The organism is Haloferax sp. KTX1, from assembly GCF_902410085.1.
Taxonomy (GTDB): Archaea; Halobacteriota; Halobacteria; order Halobacteriales; family Haloferacaceae; genus Haloferax; species Haloferax massiliensis.
This window is the reverse complement of the sequence record NZ_CABPRH010000001.1, coordinates 1-19656: the sequence shown is the minus strand read 5'-3', so window position 1 is coordinate 19656 and position 19656 is coordinate 1. Positions and strand designations below refer to the sequence as shown.

Sequence of the window (19656 nt, the reverse complement as noted above, 5' to 3'; positions counted from 1 at the left end):
TGTCCACGAGTTGTGCGCTCGAGGAGGCCCAGTTACTACAGAACGACTGTCAGGGACAGCTAAACAGCAGTTCGACGTCCCAATCTTTGGAACTAACTCCTGTTCTGGTGACGGTCAGCGTCTTCCGCTCGTTTGGTTCGAGAACGCCAAACCCCTTCTTTGCGATAGTTGATGGCTCGAACCCTCCTTTCTCCCTGTAGAAAAAGACTTGTGCGGCAACTTGTATCGGGAAATCAACAACACTCGTCACGGTCAAATCTACACTCTCAATTTCTGTCGTTCCATTCGCGTATCCTTCCCACCGAGCTTTGACGAGCGATTCATCCTCAACTTTAGACGTATCACACGTGGGCGTTGACTGGCCAGACTCGTCGCTCGTCTGTGTCGGCTCAGGGTCCGGGCTCACTGCTTCTGCCTCACTGTCTCCCCCGGTACAACCAGCCAGCCCACCGAGCAACCCAGTAGTCGTTGCTGCGATGAATGCTCGCCGTTGATAACTGCAATTGTCCATGAGCGAGTATCATAATAATCGCCGATAACGCTATGGACTAAAATACTAAATTTGAGAATTTAGTGGGTCGTTCGCCCAACTCACGCCAGTTCTGTCAGCTCGACGTATCGTGCTCTGAGCGTTGGGACCGAGACGTCAGCGAGTGCGGCGAGTGCAGTCTGTGTGGGCCCCACATCGAACTCAGTTCCCGCGAGGTAGAGACACGCCGCCGCGACGCCAGCTGGATTCCGCCCGTTTGTAATTCCTTCTTCGTCCGCACTCGTCGCGAGTTCGTACGCCCGTGACTGCACCCGCGAAGAGAGTTCGCTCTCGGAGCCGAGTCGAGTGACGTACGTCCGCGCGGTGACGATCTGTGCATCGATCCCCAACTCGCTGTTGAGCGCCCGATAGCCCGTCTGGACCTGGTCGCACGAACAGCGCGCGACGCTCGCGATTTCGTCACGCGGGCGTGGGAGGCCACGCCGCCGACACGTCGCATACAGGCTCCCCGCGGCGATCATCTCGACTGACCGCCCTCGAATCAGGTCCGCATCCTGGGCGCATCGGTAGAGCTGACTGGCTTCTTCGATGAGACTCCACGGGAGTTCGAGTGCGCTACTCATCCGGCTGATTTCACCGAGCGCCGTCGCGAGATTCCGCTCTGCTTTCGTCTCGAAGCGTGCCCGCCGATGTTCGCGCCGAAGTCGGTGGAGTTGGCGTCGCTTCTTGGCAGAACCGTTCGGCCGTTCGCATCGCGGTTGTAGCCGATTTCTGCGGAGACGCCTCTGTCATGTCGTGCGGGAGTGAGTTGGCCACCCGTTTGCGGAACTGAGTGTGGGTCCTCGTCGAACACATGCGGGCCGTGGGTGTGGTCGAAATAGTACTGGTCGACGATGAGCCCACACGCCTCGCAAGCCGTTTCACCGCTATCCGTCACGAGTCGACCGTCACATTCCGGACACTCGCTGGCGTCGATTGATTGTCCGCACGATTCGTCGAAGGTTCGCTCGTAGATTTCTCTCAGAGACATGGTTGTCGGTCGGGAGATGGCCTGATTCGCCACCCCGCACCCCTCAAGGGGTGATACAATTGGCTGGCGGTGCGCTCCGATGTGTAGCGTGTCGTCGTCGCGCCGACCGCGACCTACACCGGCCGGTTCGGACAGTCCTGTTCGAACCCGGACGGCTCATGCCGTTCTTCGCCGCATTGGACACAGCGCCAGACGCGCCGCCGACCCTGATCGAACTGCGCGAGTGTTTCGAGCGACGGTGCAACGTCGTCGTCCCACTCGGTGACGACGAGAATCTCGTGTCCGGTCGGTGTTCGTTCGGCGATGCCGCTGTCGTGGTTGGGATCGTTCGTTGCCATCAGAAGTGCGAGGTAAGTGTCCCCGCACCCCTCAGGGGGAGATACAATTCACCGCGATTGCCTGACCGGCTTCGTCTCTCGTCGCGACTCTCGTTCACACCGCGCGAAGCGGCCGTCCGGCTGGGGCAGGATGCGCGTCCTGAGTTCGAACAACACCCGTCTGAGGTGCTTGCACTCGGCACCGCGTTTCTGGTGGTCTGGGCAGGTACACGTGCTCGCCGCGATATCGACCTCGTAGGTGTTTCCGCTCGCGGAGTCGACTTCGTAGCGCGGGCCGACGGTCCCGAAGCGGACGGTCATCGATTCGGTGAGTGCTTTCCACGTCCGCGAATCCTCGACTGCGTAGCCGCCGTCGCTCACGAGCGGGCGACCGGGTGTCGCGCGACACGACTCGCGGAACTCGTCGCGCCGATTCCGCTCGTGACCGCAGTTCCGACAGCGCCAAAAGCGCGTTCGGTAGCCGTCGCCGTCGGACAGTTCAATGTCGTAGTCAGTTGGCTTGCTTCCTGGCAGCCACTCGGTTACGCGGACGAGGTCGTGACCGCGGTGGGTCGATGTCGATACAGACTGTCTGGTGGGTGGTCTAGTCGTAGTCATTGGCACGGCGGGCGCTCGTGGTGAGCCCCCGCACCCTGTGTGGGGGCGATAAAATTGCTCGGCGGTCACTCACGCCTATCGGGCCAGCGACGTCTCGGTCGTCTCCGCGAGCGCTCGTTCGATGCGTGCTTGGGTCCATCCACACGGAGCGAGCACGCTTGTTGCCGCCCGAATCAGCGCCGTTGCGGAGAACCCCGCATCGTACGTCGACGGCGCTTCTGCGCGGAGCGCAACACGTTCACGGCCGCGCTTGTCATCGTCGACGACGACGTACTCGACCGTGCTTCCTGCAGGCTGGTCGTCGTCATACAGTCCGTCCGCTCGCTGCAGCGCCGCAACCGTCTGGGTCGCCTGGTCGTACTCGGTAAGCGGCTTCGACGTTCGCGTGGTGATCACGAGGTCCGAGGGGTCGACACGACCCGCGTGCAACGCATCGATATGACCGGCCAGGTTGTCGATGACCGGCCCAGGCTTGCGGTACTGGTCGAACGTCTGAATGAGTTCTTTCTGGACGCTCCCAACGAAGGGCGGGGTGCTCTGTTGGCGACACTCGATGCCTCGGTATTTGTACGCCGACCCAGCCGCTGTTGGCTCGGTGTACTTGCCGAAGTATTTGGTGAGGGTACCCTCCACGGAGTCACGCTTCGGGACGAACGCAACCCAGTCGAACGCTCCTTCGTACTCTAAGCGGATTCCGACGTTGTCCGTCACCGTTCGGCAGACCTCGGTGAGTGGTCGCTGGTCGCGGTCGGATGTGGGCGTGTTTCAATCCCGGTCTAGGTTTTCTCCCTACTGCAACTGTCGGCTCCGCCATTGTTTATCTCGTTTGTCACGAGTTTCAATCCCGGTCTAGGTTTTCTCCCTACTGCAACGAGGCGAGGTGCCTCCAGTTGCGTCACGAGGATAAGTTTCAATCCCGGTCTAGGTTTTCTCCCTACTGCAACTGCTTGGGCAGGTCGATTCGATGCTCCCAGCACCGGTTTCAATCCCGGTCTAGGTTTTCTCCCTACTGCAACACTCGTCCTCGAAACCGATGCGGGCGCGCTCGAAATGTTTCAATCCCGGTCTAGGTTTTCTCCCTACTGCAACCGTCGTTACCTATCCCGGCCAGCGGACCGCGGAGTTTCAATCCCGGTCTAGGTTTTCTCCCTACTGCAACGCCGCCGTATCTCGTCGACGCGACGTCCTCGACAAGTTTCAATCCCGGTCTAGGTTTTCTCCCTACTGCAACATTACGATGCGTCGAACTTCGGCGCTACGTCGTCGTGTTTCAATCCCGGTCTAGGTTTTCTCCCTACTGCAACGCTTTAGTCGGGAATCGTCTGGGACCGTCCCATGTTTCAATCCCGGTCTAGGTTTTCTCCCTACTGCAACGGCGCTTGTCGACAAACTCAACGAGGACCTGAGATGAGTTTCAATCCCGGTCTAGGTTTTCTCCCTACTGCAACAACGACGTTGGCCCGCGGACGGCGTCGGTCGATGCCGTGTTTCAATCCCGGTCTAGGTTTTCTCCCTACTGCAACGTGGTTGAGTTTAACAGACTCAGTTGGGATTCTTGCGTTTCAATCCCGGTCTAGGTTTTCTCCCTACTGCAACATGGCAAGAGAAAACCGGAGGCACGTGGTCGGACCTGTTTCAATCCCGGTCTAGGTTTTCTCCCTACTGCAACACTCCTGTCCCCACTAATTTGGTCCCGGAATCACGGGTTTCAATCCCGGTCTAGGTTTTCTCCCTACTGCAACGGGCGACTCATCTGGAGTGAGCTACCTATGACTGACGAGTTTCAATCCCGGTCTAGGTTTTCTCCCTACTGCAACAGCGCTCCGCCAGGACATGCGCGGGCTGATCAGCCAGGTTTCAATCCCGGTCTAGGTTTTCTCCCTACTGCAACAGTCACGGAGGCTACCACCCCTGACGATTTACAGTTGTTTCAATCCCGGTCTAGGTTTTCTCCCTACTGCAACACGTGCTCTCGCAACTGTCGGACCCGACGAGTACCGTGTTTCAATCCCGGTCTAGGTTTTCTCCCTACTGCAACACGTGCTCTCGCAACTGTCGGACCCGACGAGTACCGTGTTTCAATCCCGGTCTAGGTTTTCTCCCTACTGCAACATATTGAATCGCTTGACTCGACCAAGCGGCTCGAAACGTTTCAATCCCGGTCTAGGTTTTCTCCCTACTGCAACGACACTGAACAAGCGAGCGCGGCCCTCGACCGCGACGTTTCAATCCCGGTCTAGGTTTTCTCCCTACTGCAACACGAACCGCCACTTGCGTATCTCAAGTTAATATAAAGTTTCAATCCCGGTCTAGGTTTTCTCCCTACTGCAACGCTCGACGCCCATGGTCTGGCCAGCTGGGACCTGGCGTTTCAATCCCGGTCTAGGTTTTCTCCCTACTGCAACGTCCTTGCACGTGCATGACCGCGTCCGCCGGTCGACGTTTCAATCCCGGTCTAGGTTTTCTCCCTACTGCAACAAGGACCGCCTCAATGAGCACAAAGAGTTCGTCTTTGTTTCAATCCCGGTCTAGGTTTTCTCCCTACTGCAACCGAGGACGCCCTTACGGTCTCGAACCCGAACACGCTGTTTCAATCCCGGTCTAGGTTTTCTCCCTACTGCAACGTTGGCGGTGTCCCACTCCGACTCAAGCCAGATGAGGTTTCAATCCCGGTCTAGGTTTTCTCCCTACTGCAACACGCCGGACGTCAACCGAAACCGCCAGCAAGCGCTGTTTCAATCCCGGTCTAGGTTTTCTCCCTACTGCAACCGCACGGGTCGGGGAGCGACCGGACTCTAAACGGAGTGTTTCAATCCCGGTCTAGGTTTTCTCCCTACTGCAACGCCTCGTCGAGCGCGTCGTGAAGGGGCTGTACCGAATGTTTCAATCCCGGTCTAGGTTTTCTCCCTACTGCAACCCTCGAAGTACTCGTCCAGGTCATAACCGCGGAAGTGTTTCAATCCCGGTCTAGGTTTTCTCCCTACTGCAACAGGGGGTGAAATTCAGCCCTGAGACAATATAGTGCTTTCTCTGCCAATGAAATCACCGGCATCGTTCATCGACTGGGGCTGTACAGTTATTTAATAAGGGTCGATGAAAACTGACTCAGATCACGTTTGACTGTTCATCAGGTGGATCGTCACCGAGGTCAGTAATATCGTCTTGACACGCAGTACAGAGTCGATAAATCCGAATTCGGTCACTCTTTGCTGGCGTAATCGTGCCTTTTAATTCGGATTCTAGCTCGACACGCTGTGCTTTCGTGATCTTGAGCTCGAACACACTATACTGCCGCCACGCACCGTACCGTTCGAGTGTCTGATATACTTGTCGACGACGGCTATCATCACTAATGTCGTACGTGACTGCGAGGTGCATTAGTGATCGAACTCCAGTGCGTGGTAGTCGTCTAACTCATCCGTCATTGCTTTCCGAAGCAGAATCGTTTGTTGCCGGATTGCCTCTCGTCGTGTGACTCGATAGTCGAAATACGGGTGCGTGAACGTTTCTTCCATATATGAGTCGAACTTCTCCGCATACGTCGAGAACATGTCATCGTTGAGGTGGTTATCGCGACGGAAATCATCGTGTGTGATCGTCCCGCGATTGATAAGTCGCGTCACGAACGTATCACAGAACGCCGGTCGAAACTCTTCGAGGAGATCAAGCGCAAGAGACGGTCGACCGTGCCGGTCAGCATGAAACACGCCAAGGAATGGATCGAGATTGAGTTGTCGAAGCGCGGAGAGCACCTCGTTTTTCATGAAGACGTAGGTCAACGAGAGGAGGGAGTTGATGTGATCTTCAGGTGGGCGGGTTGTCCGTGTTTCAAACGTCCACCCGTCTGCCAGCGTCTCGTCTAATCGCGAGAAGTACCGTGCTGCAGCATCACCTTCGACGCCACGAAGTTCGTCTTTCGAGTTAACGTGTGTGACTTTCTCTCCAAGCTCTCGAAGCGTGTCTGTCCCACGAACGCCTTTCCGTCCGAGTACTGTTCTGGCGTTTCGGATTTTTGCGGCGATCATTGATTTGGCGAGTGCGAGCTCAGCCGCCGTCGACAATGCGTACTGTGCGCGGCGTACCTCGGCAATCGTGTTCCGTTCAGGCACGAAACTTCCGCGGTATTGTCCGTGTTGACTAAAGTAGTTCAACACGATGCCATCCGTACTGGCACGCGCGAGAAATGGCGTCGTGAAATTCACTCCGCCGAATACGTTGACCGTGTCCACCTGCTCTCGTGGAAACGTGGCGAGGACTTCGACCCCGGACTGCGATGACTCAGTCGGTGACTCGTGGGTTTGACTCGGTGCCGATTCATCATTGAGATCACGAACGACGATTCGTCCACCTTGGACACCGACTTGTGTTCCCTGCTTCGTGACGTACACCACCGAGTCATCGAAGACACCTTCAGTTGCTTTCATTAGCTCTCCAACTCCGAACGTACTGCTTGTGGGTCTTCCCAGCCAGTCTGTTGTGCCTTCGACGGTTCCAACATAGCAGTTTCATAGGGCATACAATACGATTTGGCCGAACAGGATCGACACTTTCGAGGGTTGTCGACAAGCGGTGGAACCGAATCAACAGTCATCGAGCGCATCTGTTCCACACTTTCCCGAACGAGTTGTCTGTGCTGTTCGGTGATTGGGATGTGCATCCGTTGGTCGGTCTCGTAGAGGTAGATTGCACCTTCTTCGACCGGCTCGTTGAGATGCTGCTCTAAGAGCAAACAGTAGCCGGCTAGCTGAATTTTGTCGCTTTGATAGTACTGGCCACTTTCGGCTCGCTTTCGCTCGACTGGAACGACACGCGAGCTATCCAAGTCAAGCACGTCGATTTTTCCTTTGAGACCGACTTCTTCGGACTCCAAATAGAGTTCGTTGAGCCAATCGCTCCGAGTACTCTGGTTTTCGTGTGTGGTCTTCCCATCAATTCGTTCATAATTCCGTCCCTGCGTATCGTAGAAGTGAAGATACCAGTAGCGTCGCGGACAGTAAATAAACTGGTTTAAGTCGGAGACATTGACAAGCTCAGTCATCGCTGTCGCTCCTGGACGGAGAGGGTCGGTGGTCCTGACCCGTCATCCTTGATCTCGATTTCATACTGTGCAGTGGTAATCGTCTTCGGGACGACCGCATCGGTGATTCGAACGATTTTGAAAAACCGATGGAGGAGTTCGATGGACACGTCAATCCGGCCGTGGTCCTCAACCCGACAAATCTCTCTGTGAAGCTTGGTCTGCAGTTCCTCCTCGATTTTCGTCGTTGGTCGGTTGTACTGTGTTGGTTGGGACTCGTACCCCGGTAGTTGTGCGGTTACAACTGACAGCGAGTCATCCGAACGCGGAACAATGAGGAGGACTGGCTCGTCGTCACGGTATTCGACAGCCTCGATATCGTAGTATCGAAGTATCGTTGTCAGCCCGTACGTCGTCAACCCGGTGCGATCTCCACGTGGGTATTTCACGGAGGCGTTGACTGATCGGCCGCGAAGCCCGTGGAAGGCCTTGAAACACTGAGCCGTGAACTCCAGTAGCTTCGCTTCTGGGTCGACTGGTGTGTACTTCCCAGGGTCGAATCCTGTAGCAACTTCATCAAGTTCAGCTTGCACTCGATAAATGAACCCACGCCAGCGTTTGTGGTACTCAGTATCTGCTGCGAAATCCAGTTTCAACCCCTGGTCGAATCGGCCATCTGATTCGCGGGTGATAAGCGCCAGTGCTCCCCGAAATCCAACTAAGTCACCAAGCCAGTTGAGCGGCATTCGGCGTCCATCAGCCCGCTCGTAAGCGTTCAGTCCCTCGTAGATCTGTGTTTCAAACGTCGGGAATGAAACGTCGTCGCCCCATGGTCCCTGTCCCAAGCCGTACACGTGGACCGTCGCTGGTGACTTCCGTCCTGCGCGGCCAAATCGCTGTAAGAACGGCCCTGCTCGCCCCGGATTCTCCATGTGCATCAGCCGGATGTCGTAATCGAGGCCAACTTCCCCCTTACTCGTCGTATTTAGGATGTAGAAGTCTTCATCGTCGAGGGCTGCCGCAACGTCGTTTGTATCGAAGCCGTTGTCTTTCTCGGTGTGCTCAAAGACATCTGGATATTCGTCGTGTAGATATTGGTGGAAATCGTTGCTGTGCTTGACGCTATTGAACACCACCACGGCATGTGGTTCGTCGTACCCATCGACGCGGTTGAGTTCGTCACGGAGTGACTCGGCGACGGCCTGTTGTTGATCTCGGATACAGCGATCCTCGTGACGGTGTACTTCGACGCTGTGACGGAATTGATCACCGTTATCGACGTATTCCGCGTTAATATCCCGAACAGAGAGCCCGAGTCGATCTCGAACGAAATCGACGAAGTCCTCATTCGGCGTCGCCGACGCCAAGAGGACCTTCGCATCCGCATGTCGTGACTCGATGATTTGCGTTTGGAGCAGGAGTCCACTCGCCGCAAGCGCATCGTAGAAGTGGAATTCATCGAAGACAATCGTCTTGATGGCGTCGAAAATGCGCATCGCCTTCGAACCCTGATACAGTCCCTGAATCGCCGCTTGGAGGATATCTGGATTGGTGAGAATGACGTCGAAGTCGTGCTGGTACGAGTCGAAGAATCCGAGCAGTTGTTCGACTCGGGTATTCCCGTGGCCACGAAGCGAATCACTGGTCAGTACGCCAACACCCACTCCTTCGCGCTCAAACCGAGATTGCTGCTGTCGGAGGAGCGCGTTCGTTGGATAGACGATGAGCGGGACGTCTCTCGCGTTGATCAGCGAGTGAAACGTCGCGGTCTTGCCTGCACCCGTCGGTGCGCGAAGGACAGCGACTGGGTCAGAACCATCATAGGCCCATTCTGCGACCTCGTTTTGGAACTGTCGAGCATGTGGAAAGCCACGCTCCGCGAGGTCGTATCTGGGTGGTGCTGTCGCCAGACTCGCACCAGCAATATTCATCCGAGAACCTCCGGCATAATCTCGGTTCTTACGAACTCCGGATCGGGACCGACGAAATGTTGCAACCGTGGGTCGTTTCCGCGTCGGAACGACGTGCTGTGTTCCATCAACCTCATCAGGAGATCGGTGTCAAGCTCGTACACCTCTGTCAGGAGATACTTATTGAGAACGAGTGTGTCGAGGGAAGCGGCAGCTGCACGGAACTCGCCAGTCTGTTTGATTCCCATCTTGAAGAAGGGATTTTCGGGGAGTTCAGTCAGGTCATCGCGGTGCCAGATGGTGAATTCGAACGTTGACCCAGGAGCGATACCAAGGTAGTTTCGGATTGTCTGGTACGCGGCCCCAGAGTTCTCTAATATCGCCGGTACCGATTTCGTCCCCTCGATCTGTCGAGCAAGCTCTAAATCGTTCGTCGTGAAATGGCGCTCGGATCGATAATCGGTACTCCGGAACGTTCGCTCGTCGGTCTCAACTGCGATGGGCCTCATGTCCGTCACGAAGAACGGAAGGTCGGACAGATGCGAGTAATCTGGTTGTGTCGCAGCGTCGCCGAATTCTGCGTACCGTTTTTCGAGCCCGAAGTAGCGATAGCCTAGTGCATGCATAAGCGCCGTCGCTGAGAGCGTCGGCTGTGTCTTAATCGCTCTTCCCTCCGAGCTGGAGTAGAAAAGCGGGGCGTAGAGGGTCGCCTCGAACGTCTGTTCAATCATCCCCGAAAAGCACGTCTGCCGCGTCGTCTTTCAGCTGGCGTAGCTCTTCGGCGAGGACTTCATCAGCGTCGTCTGCAGTCCGCTCAGCGACAGCTCGCATCCGAGTGAACCAGTCGGGGAACGGCGTTGCACCCTCGAAGTCGCCGTAGACTTCCCAATCCCTTCGTTGGACTGCGTCGAGATAGGCCTGGAGCCCCTCTTCAAAGTCGTCGTCGTAGTATTCCATGAGGAATTCACCAGTCGAGAGCGACGTATCATGCTCTCCCAGTACGATGCCGACGACTTCGTTACGGATATTCCGTCCCGTTCGGGTCTCTCTCGCGCCGTACTTTCCAGTATTTAGGATATTGTGGAGCACGTAGAGAAGCATCGGACCAGTCGCAGCCTCGAGCGTGATGAAGTGGACGAGGTCGTTTCCAGGCTGAACCTTCACGAAGTCGAACAGCGCCTCCGATTGATCTCCATCCGCATTGCGCATCGTTCCCGATTCGTAGACTGCGTTTCGAGTCTCCTTGTTCATCAAGTCGTACTCATCGGTTGTGTACGTGTAGCCCTCCACGACCCGCGATTTGATCGCGAAGTCTTGCTCGCCCGTTCCGGCGAGGCCGTACGTAATCGTCCCTGCGTTCAGCGACTCTTCGAAGCCAGCAGGCTCGTTGTAGGTGTAATCGTCGTGCACGAGGGTTTCGTCTAACTGGCGCTGTAGTGCCAGCCCAGTCAGGCGTTCTTTACTCGTGAACTTCTCACCGTTCACCTGTGCGTGCAGTTGGTCACCGAACCGTTGAGTCTCTGCACGGTCATGACTGGAGTTCCGGAACAGCGTAGGCTCCATCACATCGCGTCTGACGACGAGCGTGACGGACGGCTTTGTTTTTCGGTAGACACTAAACGATTCAACGAGGCCTTTGTCGGGGTATTCGAGCGTCATTAGTGGTTCTGAAGTGCTTGGTCGTAGGCGTAGTAGTACGAGTTGACGAGCGCGTTCTCCCAGTCGGAGAGCTTTTTCAGGTCGTACAGATTGTTCTCGACGAGATACGTCTGAATCGCGTCGACGAAGGCTGCTGCTTGTTCGGGTGTCGCACGACCGGCGTAGTCTTCGCGGTCGGCAGCAGCGTAGACCTGACTTTCAACGTACTCGTGCAGGATGGATTCGTCCATCCGTTGGTTCATTCCGCTAAGGAACGCGTCAATCGCTTCGCGGAAGACTTTGGTCTTCTTGTACTTACTGTCGTATTGCTTGCCGAACAGGTCGATTCCTCGTTCAGCAACGGTTGTCATATCCATGAGTGCATCCTCGTGATACGCTTCGAGGTACGATTTGAGGGGGCTGAGTCGCGTTGCAGCGTCGTGGTTCACCACAGCGAAATTAACGACGCTGTGGAACGTATCGCGGTCAAGTTGGAGGTACGGATTCCGCATGTTCGCTTCCTGTCCGACGATACTCATGATTTTGAAGAGATGAAGTGCACGTTGAAGGTGGGAGTCGGTTCGCCCGTCTGTGATGAACGACGGCAGCGGCCCGAACCGCTCGACTTCATCCAGTCCGAGGAGTTCTTGTGGTCGGGTGGCTTCCTCGTCGGTAAAGACCGCATCGGCGCTCTCGAAGCGCGAAAACGGCCGTCCCATCACCACCTTCATCCCAGCGTCCTGTGCAGCCGCCATCAGCTGCCGGATGACAGCCATCCGGTGATTCTCGTTGAGGACGTACACCGGCTGGAGATAGTATTGGGGGCCGAGCAGGCTCGTTGACACCTCTCGTGTATCGAGTTCGTCGCTATCGCCTTGGACGAGATTCCCAACACGCCGGCCACGAACGCGAACGTCGCCGAGGAAGTCATCGAAATAGAAGTACGCAACCTCGACTGCGTTGTTCGTACTTACGTCGCTCTGGTCGCAGATGTACGACAGGAGCGCGTACTCAAGGTTGCAGACCTCGCAGATAGATTTGTACTTCGCGTGTGGTGGGACGCGGCGAGAGTACTCTTGTGTTCGGTAGATTGCGCTGAGCCCTTTCTGGTATTTGGTTTCAGTAGGCGCACCACAGAGGAAACACATCTCGTGTTTCGACCCAAGGTCCCGAACTGTCTGCCCCTCGAAGAACCGGTCTACGACGGAACTCATCGCGTCGGTCTCTGGTGTCAGGTCGTCATGGAGGGCTGGGCGGAGCTCTGTCGCGAATGCGTCAAGGAACTCGCGATGGTCCTCGGCATGTTGAACGAGATACGCGACGAAGTGGAGCTTGACTTTCTGGACGCCCTGCTCGTCTTTGATTCGGTCGTACGCCGCTTGGACGGCCGCGTCGTCGAATTCCGAGCGACCATCAACGTAGATGGCCTTCGCGAGTATTGGGAAGTACGCATCGAACGACTCAGGAATGTGTTCAAACGCGTCAACGCCTGCAGACCCCCGCTCTAGGAGCGCGCGGAATGCGTCCGCAATCTTCTGTTCTTTCGCTTCGATGGGGATGGCCACCTCAGCGAGGACATCGTATCCAAAAGAGTTCCAGTTGAGTTTGCACTCGAATTCGAATTCAGTACCGATTCGCTCGGGGACACGTTCGTCCACACTCGTCTGTAGTTCTGCTCGGTCGATTTCCTCACCGAGATAGAGAATTGCGTCCGGAGTACTGCCGATGATGACACCACAGGCGGGTCGGTCAGTCTCTCCCGCAATCACCTCTTTGGCGCTCCCAAGTAGGACGTCGTTCAGAATCGGCTGTTCGAGGTCGGTACACTCGACGAGATGGACGGTAGCTGGGTCAAGTATCTCAGCGAGTTTCTCGTATGCGCCTTTGATGCCATCTTTGAGTGCAACTGATGAGACGACATCGCCGATACGGCAGTATCGGGCAAGTCCTGCGAATTCAGTCTCAATCTGCCGTGTCGTGCTGGTGTCTTCTGTTGTCTCCGTGCGCTGGACGAGATACAGTAGATCGTCACGGTAGCCCTCGCCAACAAACGATTCGATACTGAACGGGTCTGGTTCGACGCCTTCGACTGGTGGGTCGAAATACCAATCGAACGCCGCTGGTGTATTGCCGTTGACGTCAACGCCGTGTGCTTCCTGGAGGAATTTGTTCGTATCGTGGAGTGCCAACGCTCCAGCAAGAACCCGGATCTCTTCTTCGTACTCGCTGAAGTGTTCGTCTGGTCCGACGGCGTTGAAGACGAATGTGTTCACCCCAACGGTGACTGCGTTGAGGAGATGAGACGCGAGTGAGCAGTTCGCTTCAGGGTTGATTTTTGCGTCGTACTGGCCCGCAGCGTCGATGACATTCGAATAAAGGTCGGTCGACTCAACGAGTCGTTTGTGTGCCTTGCGCGTCGCTGTGGGGTTCACTGTTCATCACACCTCGTGACGGACGTGATATGCAGAACTGGTGTGTTAGGTGGGGTTGAGTCAAGCCGACCAGAGTTGAAGATGAACTCAGTTCCAACGACGAGCTTTTGGAGATCTGTGAAGAATCTCTTTGTCTCGCTATCCTCGAATTCTAACAGCCCCTCCAGTTCCGAGTGTGGTGCTCTTTGGGTCTCATCGAGGCTCCGAACTCGGAATTTTCGACCTCGGTAACCCCTGATGCTGCCTCGCATATCCTCCCAATTCCGATGGAAGTCACTTATTTCTAGGTGTTGGTTATTGACCTGTATGAATCTGTTCCCGAAAACCCGGTTTTGACTATCCAATTTGGGTTCATGGGACTGGGACTTAGTGAGCCGACACCAATTTGTAGCTTGACGCCACTCCATTAATCTGGAAACCCAAGTCGGGATTGAAACTTGGTTATTGACCTGTGGATGCGTATCTGAAAACCCAGAACGGGATCTTTCACAGCTCAAGGGTGTCAATTTTAGTTCACCTTCACTCCAATATTTCCGCACCCTCGAGCAACAGCGCTGCCAACGCCAGAGAACTGTCCAAAGCGTGCGAGTGCGACGACTGCGTTCGAAACTGACTCGGGAGCGTCTTTCAGCCCGTACCCACACTCGCCGGTGAACCCCTGCCGGAAGATGTTCCGCGTCTCTCCGTCCTCATTTGTGACGCGGTTGACAAGGACCGAGTGAGTCGCATAGCTCCGTGCATCCGGTTTTTCGTAGACGTGTTGTCGAATTATCTCTCGGGGGAGAGACAGCGCTAACTCATCTGGTGCGGTTCGGTTCCATTTCCCGGCCAACGACATGAATACCGGTTCGCGGTGTGGGAACATCGTTGTTACCTCATCCGCTTCTTCGATGCAGGTTGGTGCATTGAATGACATTTCGACGAGTGGGTCGTCAAGCTCGGCGGCGTGGCTGAGCAGCGCTTCGTGGGTAGTGTTCGTACTCTCGAAGGAGTCGATACGAAGTTCACCGTTCGTGAGCGACAACGTCTCTCCCTTGAGGACGAACGAGTTCACAAGCGCGTTGAAGATCTCTGTATCTTCGGGGTCGACAACACCGAGCACCAGCCGATACGTCTTATCTGGAAGGACAAGCTGCTGATGCCGTTTATCCGCGCGGCCGAACGTCCCCTGGAGGCCGCTATTGTGGAGGCTCCCAAGCGACGAGTCGTGTACTCGTTCGCTCGTTGACTCGTCAGCTGACGCGAGCGCGTTCAGTAGCGCTCCGTAGACCGAGTACCCATTGGATTTTGGGAGTGAGAACCGCGTTGTTGGCCGAGCGGTAATCTCAATCCGGCGCAAATTTGATACTTGTTTGCTCTGTGCCATTTGGTAGTATACTCTCGCTTCGTTGCGTTACCACAAATAAGTTTCGGATATTTGATACGATTGCATAGAATTGAAATTCAACAACCCAATTCCGAGTGTATGCAACGATACCGTTTTTGCAATAGCAAGCGAACTGTTGATAGTGCGAACGTATCTCTCACCGATTGGTTTTAACAGCACCAGCGTGACACGTCCACTTCTTCGGCACGGACTGGACATGGACGACCGTGTCGTCGTTGTTCGCCCCACAGAGGGAACCGATGAAGCCAGATCGAAAGAGGCGATTGCGGATGTTCGCCGACTCCTCGGTGAGATTGAGCCCGATATTTCGCTGTCAGTTGAGCGTGTCCCCCACGATGATTTCGAGGAGGCAGTCCTCTATTGTCGCGATATTATCCGTGCAGCAGAGGGTGAGTTAGTCGTCAATCTGAGTGGCGGTGCACGTGACGTGTTTCTTCCGTTTTCAACGGCTGTACTGTCGGAGTTTGGTCGAGTAAGTCGGACACTCTGTTTTAGCGACATTGATGGGCGTGTGCGTGAACTGAACCTCCCCAATCTGTCTGTGGAACTGTCGGACTCCGTTGCGAAGACACTCATCGCTATCGAACAGCTCGGTGGAGAGACTTCCATCCCTGAACTTACTGAGACCAGTGACCAAGCCAAGAGCACGGTTACTCGGCACGTTGCCGAGTTAGAATCGTATGGTGCTGTTGTGTCCGAAAAAGAGGGGAAAGTCAAGCACGTCTCGATGACGCTGACGGGGCAGTTGTTGGCCGGTCGGCGTTGATTTCATGGACCATTATTAATACGCTGTACAGCCCCAGTCCATGATCTGACATCGGCTTCTGGACTCGTCACAAAGCATTATAGGCTCTGAGCCGTGATTTTCACCCCCTGTCGCAGTAGGGAGAAAACCTAGACCGGGATTGAAACCCACCCGCCGAAGCCGCCGCGACACACAGCCGGGTCGCAGTAGGGAGAAAACCTAGACCGGGATTGAAACGGAGCCGCTCCTGATACCACGCGTCAGCCTCGTGGGTCGCAGTAGGGAGAAAACCTAGACCGGGATTGAAACCAGAGGTCGACGCGAGCGTCACGAACGCGACGACGAGTCGCAGTAGGGAGAAAACCTAGACCGGGATTGAAACCTGTCACAAGCACTCCCGTCCCGAGGCGAGTCATCGTCGCAGTAGGGAGAAAACCTAGACCGGGATTGAAACTCGGAGTGTCGTGACGCGGCGTTTTGGCTCTTGGAGCGTCGCAGTAGGGAGAAAACCTAGACCGGGATTGAAACAAACACGATACTGTGGCGCAATGCCTGAAGAAGTCGTCGCAGTAGGGAGAAAACCTAGACCGGGATTGAAACATTTAGATGGACATCGGCGGCAACCAGAACGAGCAGGGTCGCAGTAGGGAGAAAACCTAGACCGGGATTGAAACCGCTTGACGTCGACGACCTCGCTGAAGTCGCGAACGTCGCAGTAGGGAGAAAACCTAGACCGGGATTGAAACAAAGAGACCTTGCCGTGTCCCACGGCCTTCTGCCCGGTCGCAGTAGGGAGAAAACCTAGACCGGGATTGAAACTCAACGTAATGGCAACACGTTCTGCGTCCGATGGCAACGTCGCAGTAGGGAGAAAACCTAGACCGGGATTGAAACTGTCGAAGACACCTACGGTGTTACCGTCGATGCGTCGCAGTAGGGAGAAAACCTAGACCGGGATTGAAACAATGTGTTCGATGTGGACTACCAATAACGGTCCAAGTGTCGCAGTAGGGAGAAAACCTAGACCGGGATTGAAACGGAGCCGAAGAGCGCAAAGCCCGCTGGTTCCTCATCGGGTCGCAGTAGGGAGAAAACCTAGACCGGGATTGAAACGCCGAGCAAGGCCGTCGTCACGCAGAGCGCGCCGAACGTCGCAGTAGGGAGAAAACCTAGACCGGGATTGAAACTGAGAGATGGGCGAGGATGTCTGTGGGTCTGAAACGGTCGCAGTAGGGAGAAAACCTAGACCGGGATTGAAACTGGGTCCGCTTGGTTTCGATGTCGCCATCGGGCGTTGTCGCAGTAGGGAGAAAACCTAGACCGGGATTGAAACTCAGAACTCATAGGTAAGAGACTCCAGTGTCGCCGTTGTCGCAGTAGGGAGAAAACCTAGACCGGGATTGAAACTCGACGAAACGGGAGAGGTCCATGAGTTGCTACCTCGTCGCAGTAGGGAGAAAACCTAGACCGGGATTGAAACTCCTCGAACGTGGTACAAATCGCCCCCGACCCCGCAGGTCGCAGTAGGGAGAAAACCTAGACCGGGATTGAAACATGTACGCTCCGAGCTCGCGCCGGTCACCGTTGTGTCGCAGTAGGGAGAAAACCTAGACCGGGATTGAAAATCGTCACTCATTGGGAGAACACCCGAACCGTTCCGTTGCAGTAGGGAGAAAACCTAGAACGGGATTGAAACACTGCCGGTGAGCGAGCGCGTCACGGTTCGGACCGGCGTTGCAGTAGGGAGAAAACCTACATCAGGATTGAACCGCGAAGTCGTCACCGAACGCGGTGCGGTTGTGTCGCAACCGCCCCGAGTATCGACGCCGTCACCGACCGAATCCGGTTGAGCCGTTCGAGGACCGACTCTGCCTCCTCGTCCGCCCATGCAGCGAGATAGAACGCCGAATTGCTGACGTCCAGCCCGAACTGGCGACCGACGAGATACGCGACCGCTTCGGCTTCGACTTCGCGCAGCGACCGCTCTGGCAGGCTCGTCCGGTCTGCGTGCAGCAGTCCATGGGCGAACTCGTGGACGAGCGTCGTCGCCATGTCCGCCTCATTCGGCCGCTGTCTGACTTCGATGTTCGGCCGCTGTCCACGAGTGAACGTACACACGCCGCGCGCAGCGCCGTGGGACCACTCACTCGGAGAAACGAGCGACACGTCCACGCCGAGCGAGTCCGCTGCAGCACAGAGCACGGAAACGAGGTCGACTGCATCACCGTACGTCTCCGTGGGTAGCGATGGAAGCGGCTCGCCAGTCGTCTGTGACACGTCGAACACGGGGACCGGCTTGAACGAGCGCAGCTGCGTCGGCCACTCCGTGGACGGCACACCGTCGCTCTCACAGTCGTCGTCATGGCTGGCTTTCGGTTCGCCACAGGTAGGACACACTTTCGCCGTAATTGGAGCCCAAATCCAAATCGCCGACTCACCTTCCGAAACCTGTCTGTCGAACTCGGTCTGCCACCTCCGGTAGCCCGCGACGTGTGTCGCGTCCGGATATTGCAGCGAGATTAACAGGGCGTTCCGCGCCGAGTAGTCGTGGAACCGGCTCTGGGCGTCAAGCCATCGTTGGAACGCCTCGCTTGTGCGTGCGGTGGTCGTCTCGTCGAGGAGGTCGGTAATCCAGTCCTCAAGCGTGTCGTGCATCTCGTCGGCACGGGTAGGTGCGTCGCTAAACGTTGCTGGCTGCGTGGCTGTATCTGGCTGTGACATTTCGAATCAGCAGGACGAATGGACGCCCCGCACCCGAAGGGGGCAGACAAAATTTAGAGCGCGAACGGCCGTGGTCAACGACTGTCCGAGAGACTCGTCTAGATTATCTTAATCACTATCGCTGAGATGACCTGCCTAGCGCAGTTGGGCAGTAGATAGACAAAATTAGCAATTTCCAGCAAAGCTATTTTACTTACTGCGCTCGTACGACGACCAATGACCGGAGCAGACTCCTCCACAACACCGTGGCAAGGTGACGTCAACGAGGCAGTCATTGCTGACTGGAAAGCAGACACCACGACGTTCGAGCGGATTCGACAGGTAATCGACGTTACAACCAACCCGCAAACTGCTAGCGAAGTTGCTGAACGCGCCCACGTGAGTGAACCAACTGCACGGAAGCATCTCTTAGCGCTCGCTGAGACTGGGCGTGTCAAGGTGATCGCAGCTGACGATGCCACTCGCTACATGCGCGCACCGCAGATGTTGGCGATGCGGCGGATTGCCGACATTCATCGCGAGCACACGAAAGACGAGATTCGACAGGCGATTCGAGACCTAAAAGATGAACGGCAAGCGATCCAAGAACAGTACGACGCGACGACTGTCGACGAGCTGACCTTGGAATTGGAGTCCGGTGCTGACGGGTGGGCAGACCTCACTCGGTGGCAGCAAATTGAGCAGAACCTTGAGATCGCCCAGGCTGCACTGACGCTCTACGACTTCGACCCAGATGATAGCCGATCTGCAGCGGCTCGGCTCTCTGATCGTAGAAACACGATCCGCGGCCGCGGTGCACTACAGGACGACGCCTCTCACACCACAGCGTAAATGGCAGGCGAGACGGACATTGAGGGCGCGGTTGGCCCGGTCGATGATGTCGCACTTGAAGAGATTCGCACAGTCTTCACACGCGCTGACGGTCTCGTCGAAGATGCGGGATTCGATAGTCGCCTCGACCCAACGAAGCTACAGATTCACTTCCGAGACGGGATCGCCGAGGCGACGTGGTGTCGGTTCGATATTCGCTGGTCCCAGCGTCAGTACTACAGTTACCATTATCTCGATGAGTGTGGTGTACAGTTCCGCTACGATTACCATCCCAAACCGGACGCACCAGCGAAGCACTTTCATACGCCACCCGAAGCAAATTCGGACGATGTAGAGCAGTCCTGTATCGTGACGATAGAGCCAATGCTCGTTGCACGAGCGGTACATCAACTCTGGCGTCGAGCGTACGAAACGGCCTCATTCGGCGCACTAAACACAGCCGAAAATCCGCCGTGAGGTCGTGGCTGCGCGCGCAGCACCGCAGGTGCGAGCACGGAGCGGTGGGTGGGGAGGTGGGGCC

The 19656-nt window shown here is 56.0% G+C and carries 17 protein-coding genes and 2 CRISPR repeat arrays; of the genes, 3 read left to right on the top strand and 14 right to left on the bottom strand.

The genetic code is table 11. The features are described 5' to 3' along the window. Positions 1-49: 49 nt before the first annotated feature. From FY251_RS00085 to cas6, 13 genes are all read right to left on the bottom strand, one after another. Positions 50-511: a hypothetical protein gene (locus FY251_RS00085; protein ID WP_148412921.1), complete on the bottom strand. Its 462-nt coding sequence runs from the start codon at positions 509-511 to the stop codon at positions 50-52. A gap of 80 nt (positions 512-591) precedes the next feature. Continuing rightward, entirely contained in the window at positions 592-1113 is a 522-nt protein-coding gene (locus FY251_RS22995; protein WP_255516575.1) for a transcription initiation factor IIB family protein, read from the bottom strand. A 520-nt stretch (positions 1114-1633) separates the two neighbouring features. Further along, positions 1634-1858, bottom strand: a complete 225-nt coding sequence (locus FY251_RS00075) for a hypothetical protein (RefSeq protein WP_148412920.1) — start codon at positions 1856-1858, stop codon at positions 1634-1636. A gap of 48 nt (positions 1859-1906) precedes the next feature. Continuing rightward, on the bottom strand, positions 1907-2455 hold the full coding sequence (locus FY251_RS00070; protein ID WP_255516574.1) for an SWIM zinc finger family protein: 549 nt from the start codon (positions 2453-2455) through the stop codon (positions 1907-1909). A 75-nt stretch (positions 2456-2530) separates the two neighbouring features. Next, complete coding sequence (locus FY251_RS00065; protein ID WP_255516573.1) at positions 2531-3166, bottom strand: DNA polymerase domain-containing protein; 636 nt, start codon at positions 3164-3166, stop codon at positions 2531-2533. Between the two features lie 51 nt (positions 3167-3217). Further along, a CRISPR array of direct repeats spans positions 3218-5445; the repeat unit is 37 nt; unit sequence GTTTCAATCCCGGTCTAGGTTTTCTCCCTACTGCAAC. A gap of 115 nt (positions 5446-5560) precedes the next feature. Next, positions 5561-5833 (bottom strand): CRISPR-associated endonuclease Cas2, encoded by a 273-nt coding sequence (gene cas2, locus FY251_RS00060; RefSeq protein ID WP_148412919.1) that lies wholly within the window; start codon positions 5831-5833, stop codon positions 5561-5563. Then, a complete protein-coding gene (cas1, locus tag FY251_RS00055) occupies positions 5833-6879 on the bottom strand; it encodes a CRISPR-associated endonuclease Cas1 (RefSeq protein ID WP_148412918.1) in 1047 nt (348 codons plus the stop codon). Before cas1 ends, cas2 begins: the two co-directional genes overlap by 1 nt. Further along, entirely contained in the window at positions 6879-7493 is a 615-nt protein-coding gene (gene cas4 / locus FY251_RS00050; protein WP_148412917.1) for a CRISPR-associated protein Cas4, read from the bottom strand. The genes cas1 and cas4 overlap by 1 nt, the downstream gene beginning before the upstream one ends. After that, positions 7490-9403, bottom strand: coding sequence for a type I-D CRISPR-associated helicase Cas3' (gene cas3, locus FY251_RS00045; RefSeq protein WP_148412916.1), 1914 nt, complete (start codon positions 9401-9403; stop codon positions 7490-7492). Before cas3 ends, cas4 begins: the two co-directional genes overlap by 4 nt. Then, positions 9400-10113 carry a hypothetical protein gene (locus FY251_RS00040; RefSeq protein WP_148412915.1) on the bottom strand — a complete coding sequence of 238 codons (714 nt, stop codon included), beginning with the start codon at positions 10111-10113 and terminating at the stop codon, positions 9400-9402. Before FY251_RS00040 ends, cas3 begins: the two co-directional genes overlap by 4 nt. After that, the gene (cas7d, locus tag FY251_RS00035; protein WP_148412914.1) at positions 10106-11041 is read right to left on the bottom strand and encodes a type I-D CRISPR-associated protein Cas7/Csc2; all 936 of its coding nucleotides are present in this window, start codon (positions 11039-11041) and stop codon (positions 10106-10108) included. The genes FY251_RS00040 and cas7d overlap by 8 nt, the downstream gene beginning before the upstream one ends. Next, positions 11041-13452: a hypothetical protein gene (locus tag FY251_RS00030; protein WP_187367302.1), complete on the bottom strand. Its 2412-nt coding sequence runs from the start codon at positions 13450-13452 to the stop codon at positions 11041-11043. The genes cas7d and FY251_RS00030 overlap by 1 nt, the downstream gene beginning before the upstream one ends. Before the next feature lie 508 nt (positions 13453-13960). Next, complete coding sequence (gene cas6, locus FY251_RS00025) at positions 13961-14818, bottom strand: CRISPR system precrRNA processing endoribonuclease RAMP protein Cas6 (RefSeq protein ID WP_148412913.1); 858 nt, start codon at positions 14816-14818, stop codon at positions 13961-13963. Between the two features lie 142 nt (positions 14819-14960). Between cas6 and csa3 the strand changes: the two genes are divergently transcribed. Further along, positions 14961-15605, top strand: coding sequence for a CRISPR-associated CARF protein Csa3 (gene csa3, locus FY251_RS00020; RefSeq protein WP_148412912.1), 645 nt, complete (start codon positions 14961-14963; stop codon positions 15603-15605). Between the two features lie 109 nt (positions 15606-15714). Beyond that, positions 15715-17354: a CRISPR direct-repeat array (repeat unit 37 nt; unit sequence GTCGCAGTAGGGAGAAAACCTAGACCGGGATTGAAAC). A 9-nt stretch (positions 17355-17363) separates the two neighbouring features. Here the strand turns inward: csa3 and FY251_RS00015 are convergent. Beyond that, the gene (locus FY251_RS00015; RefSeq protein ID WP_148412911.1) at positions 17364-18239 is read right to left on the bottom strand and encodes an ImmA/IrrE family metallo-endopeptidase; all 876 of its coding nucleotides are present in this window, start codon (positions 18237-18239) and stop codon (positions 17364-17366) included. A gap of 282 nt (positions 18240-18521) precedes the next feature. Between FY251_RS00015 and FY251_RS22990 the strand changes: the two genes are divergently transcribed. Together FY251_RS22990 and FY251_RS00005 are read left to right on the top strand one after the other, a co-directional pair. Further along, complete coding sequence (locus tag FY251_RS22990; RefSeq protein WP_148412910.1) at positions 18522-19136, top strand: ArsR family transcriptional regulator; 615 nt, start codon at positions 18522-18524, stop codon at positions 19134-19136. Continuing rightward, entirely contained in the window at positions 19137-19592 is a 456-nt protein-coding gene (locus FY251_RS00005; protein ID WP_148412909.1) for a hypothetical protein, read from the top strand. Positions 19593-19656: the final 64 nt, after the last annotated feature.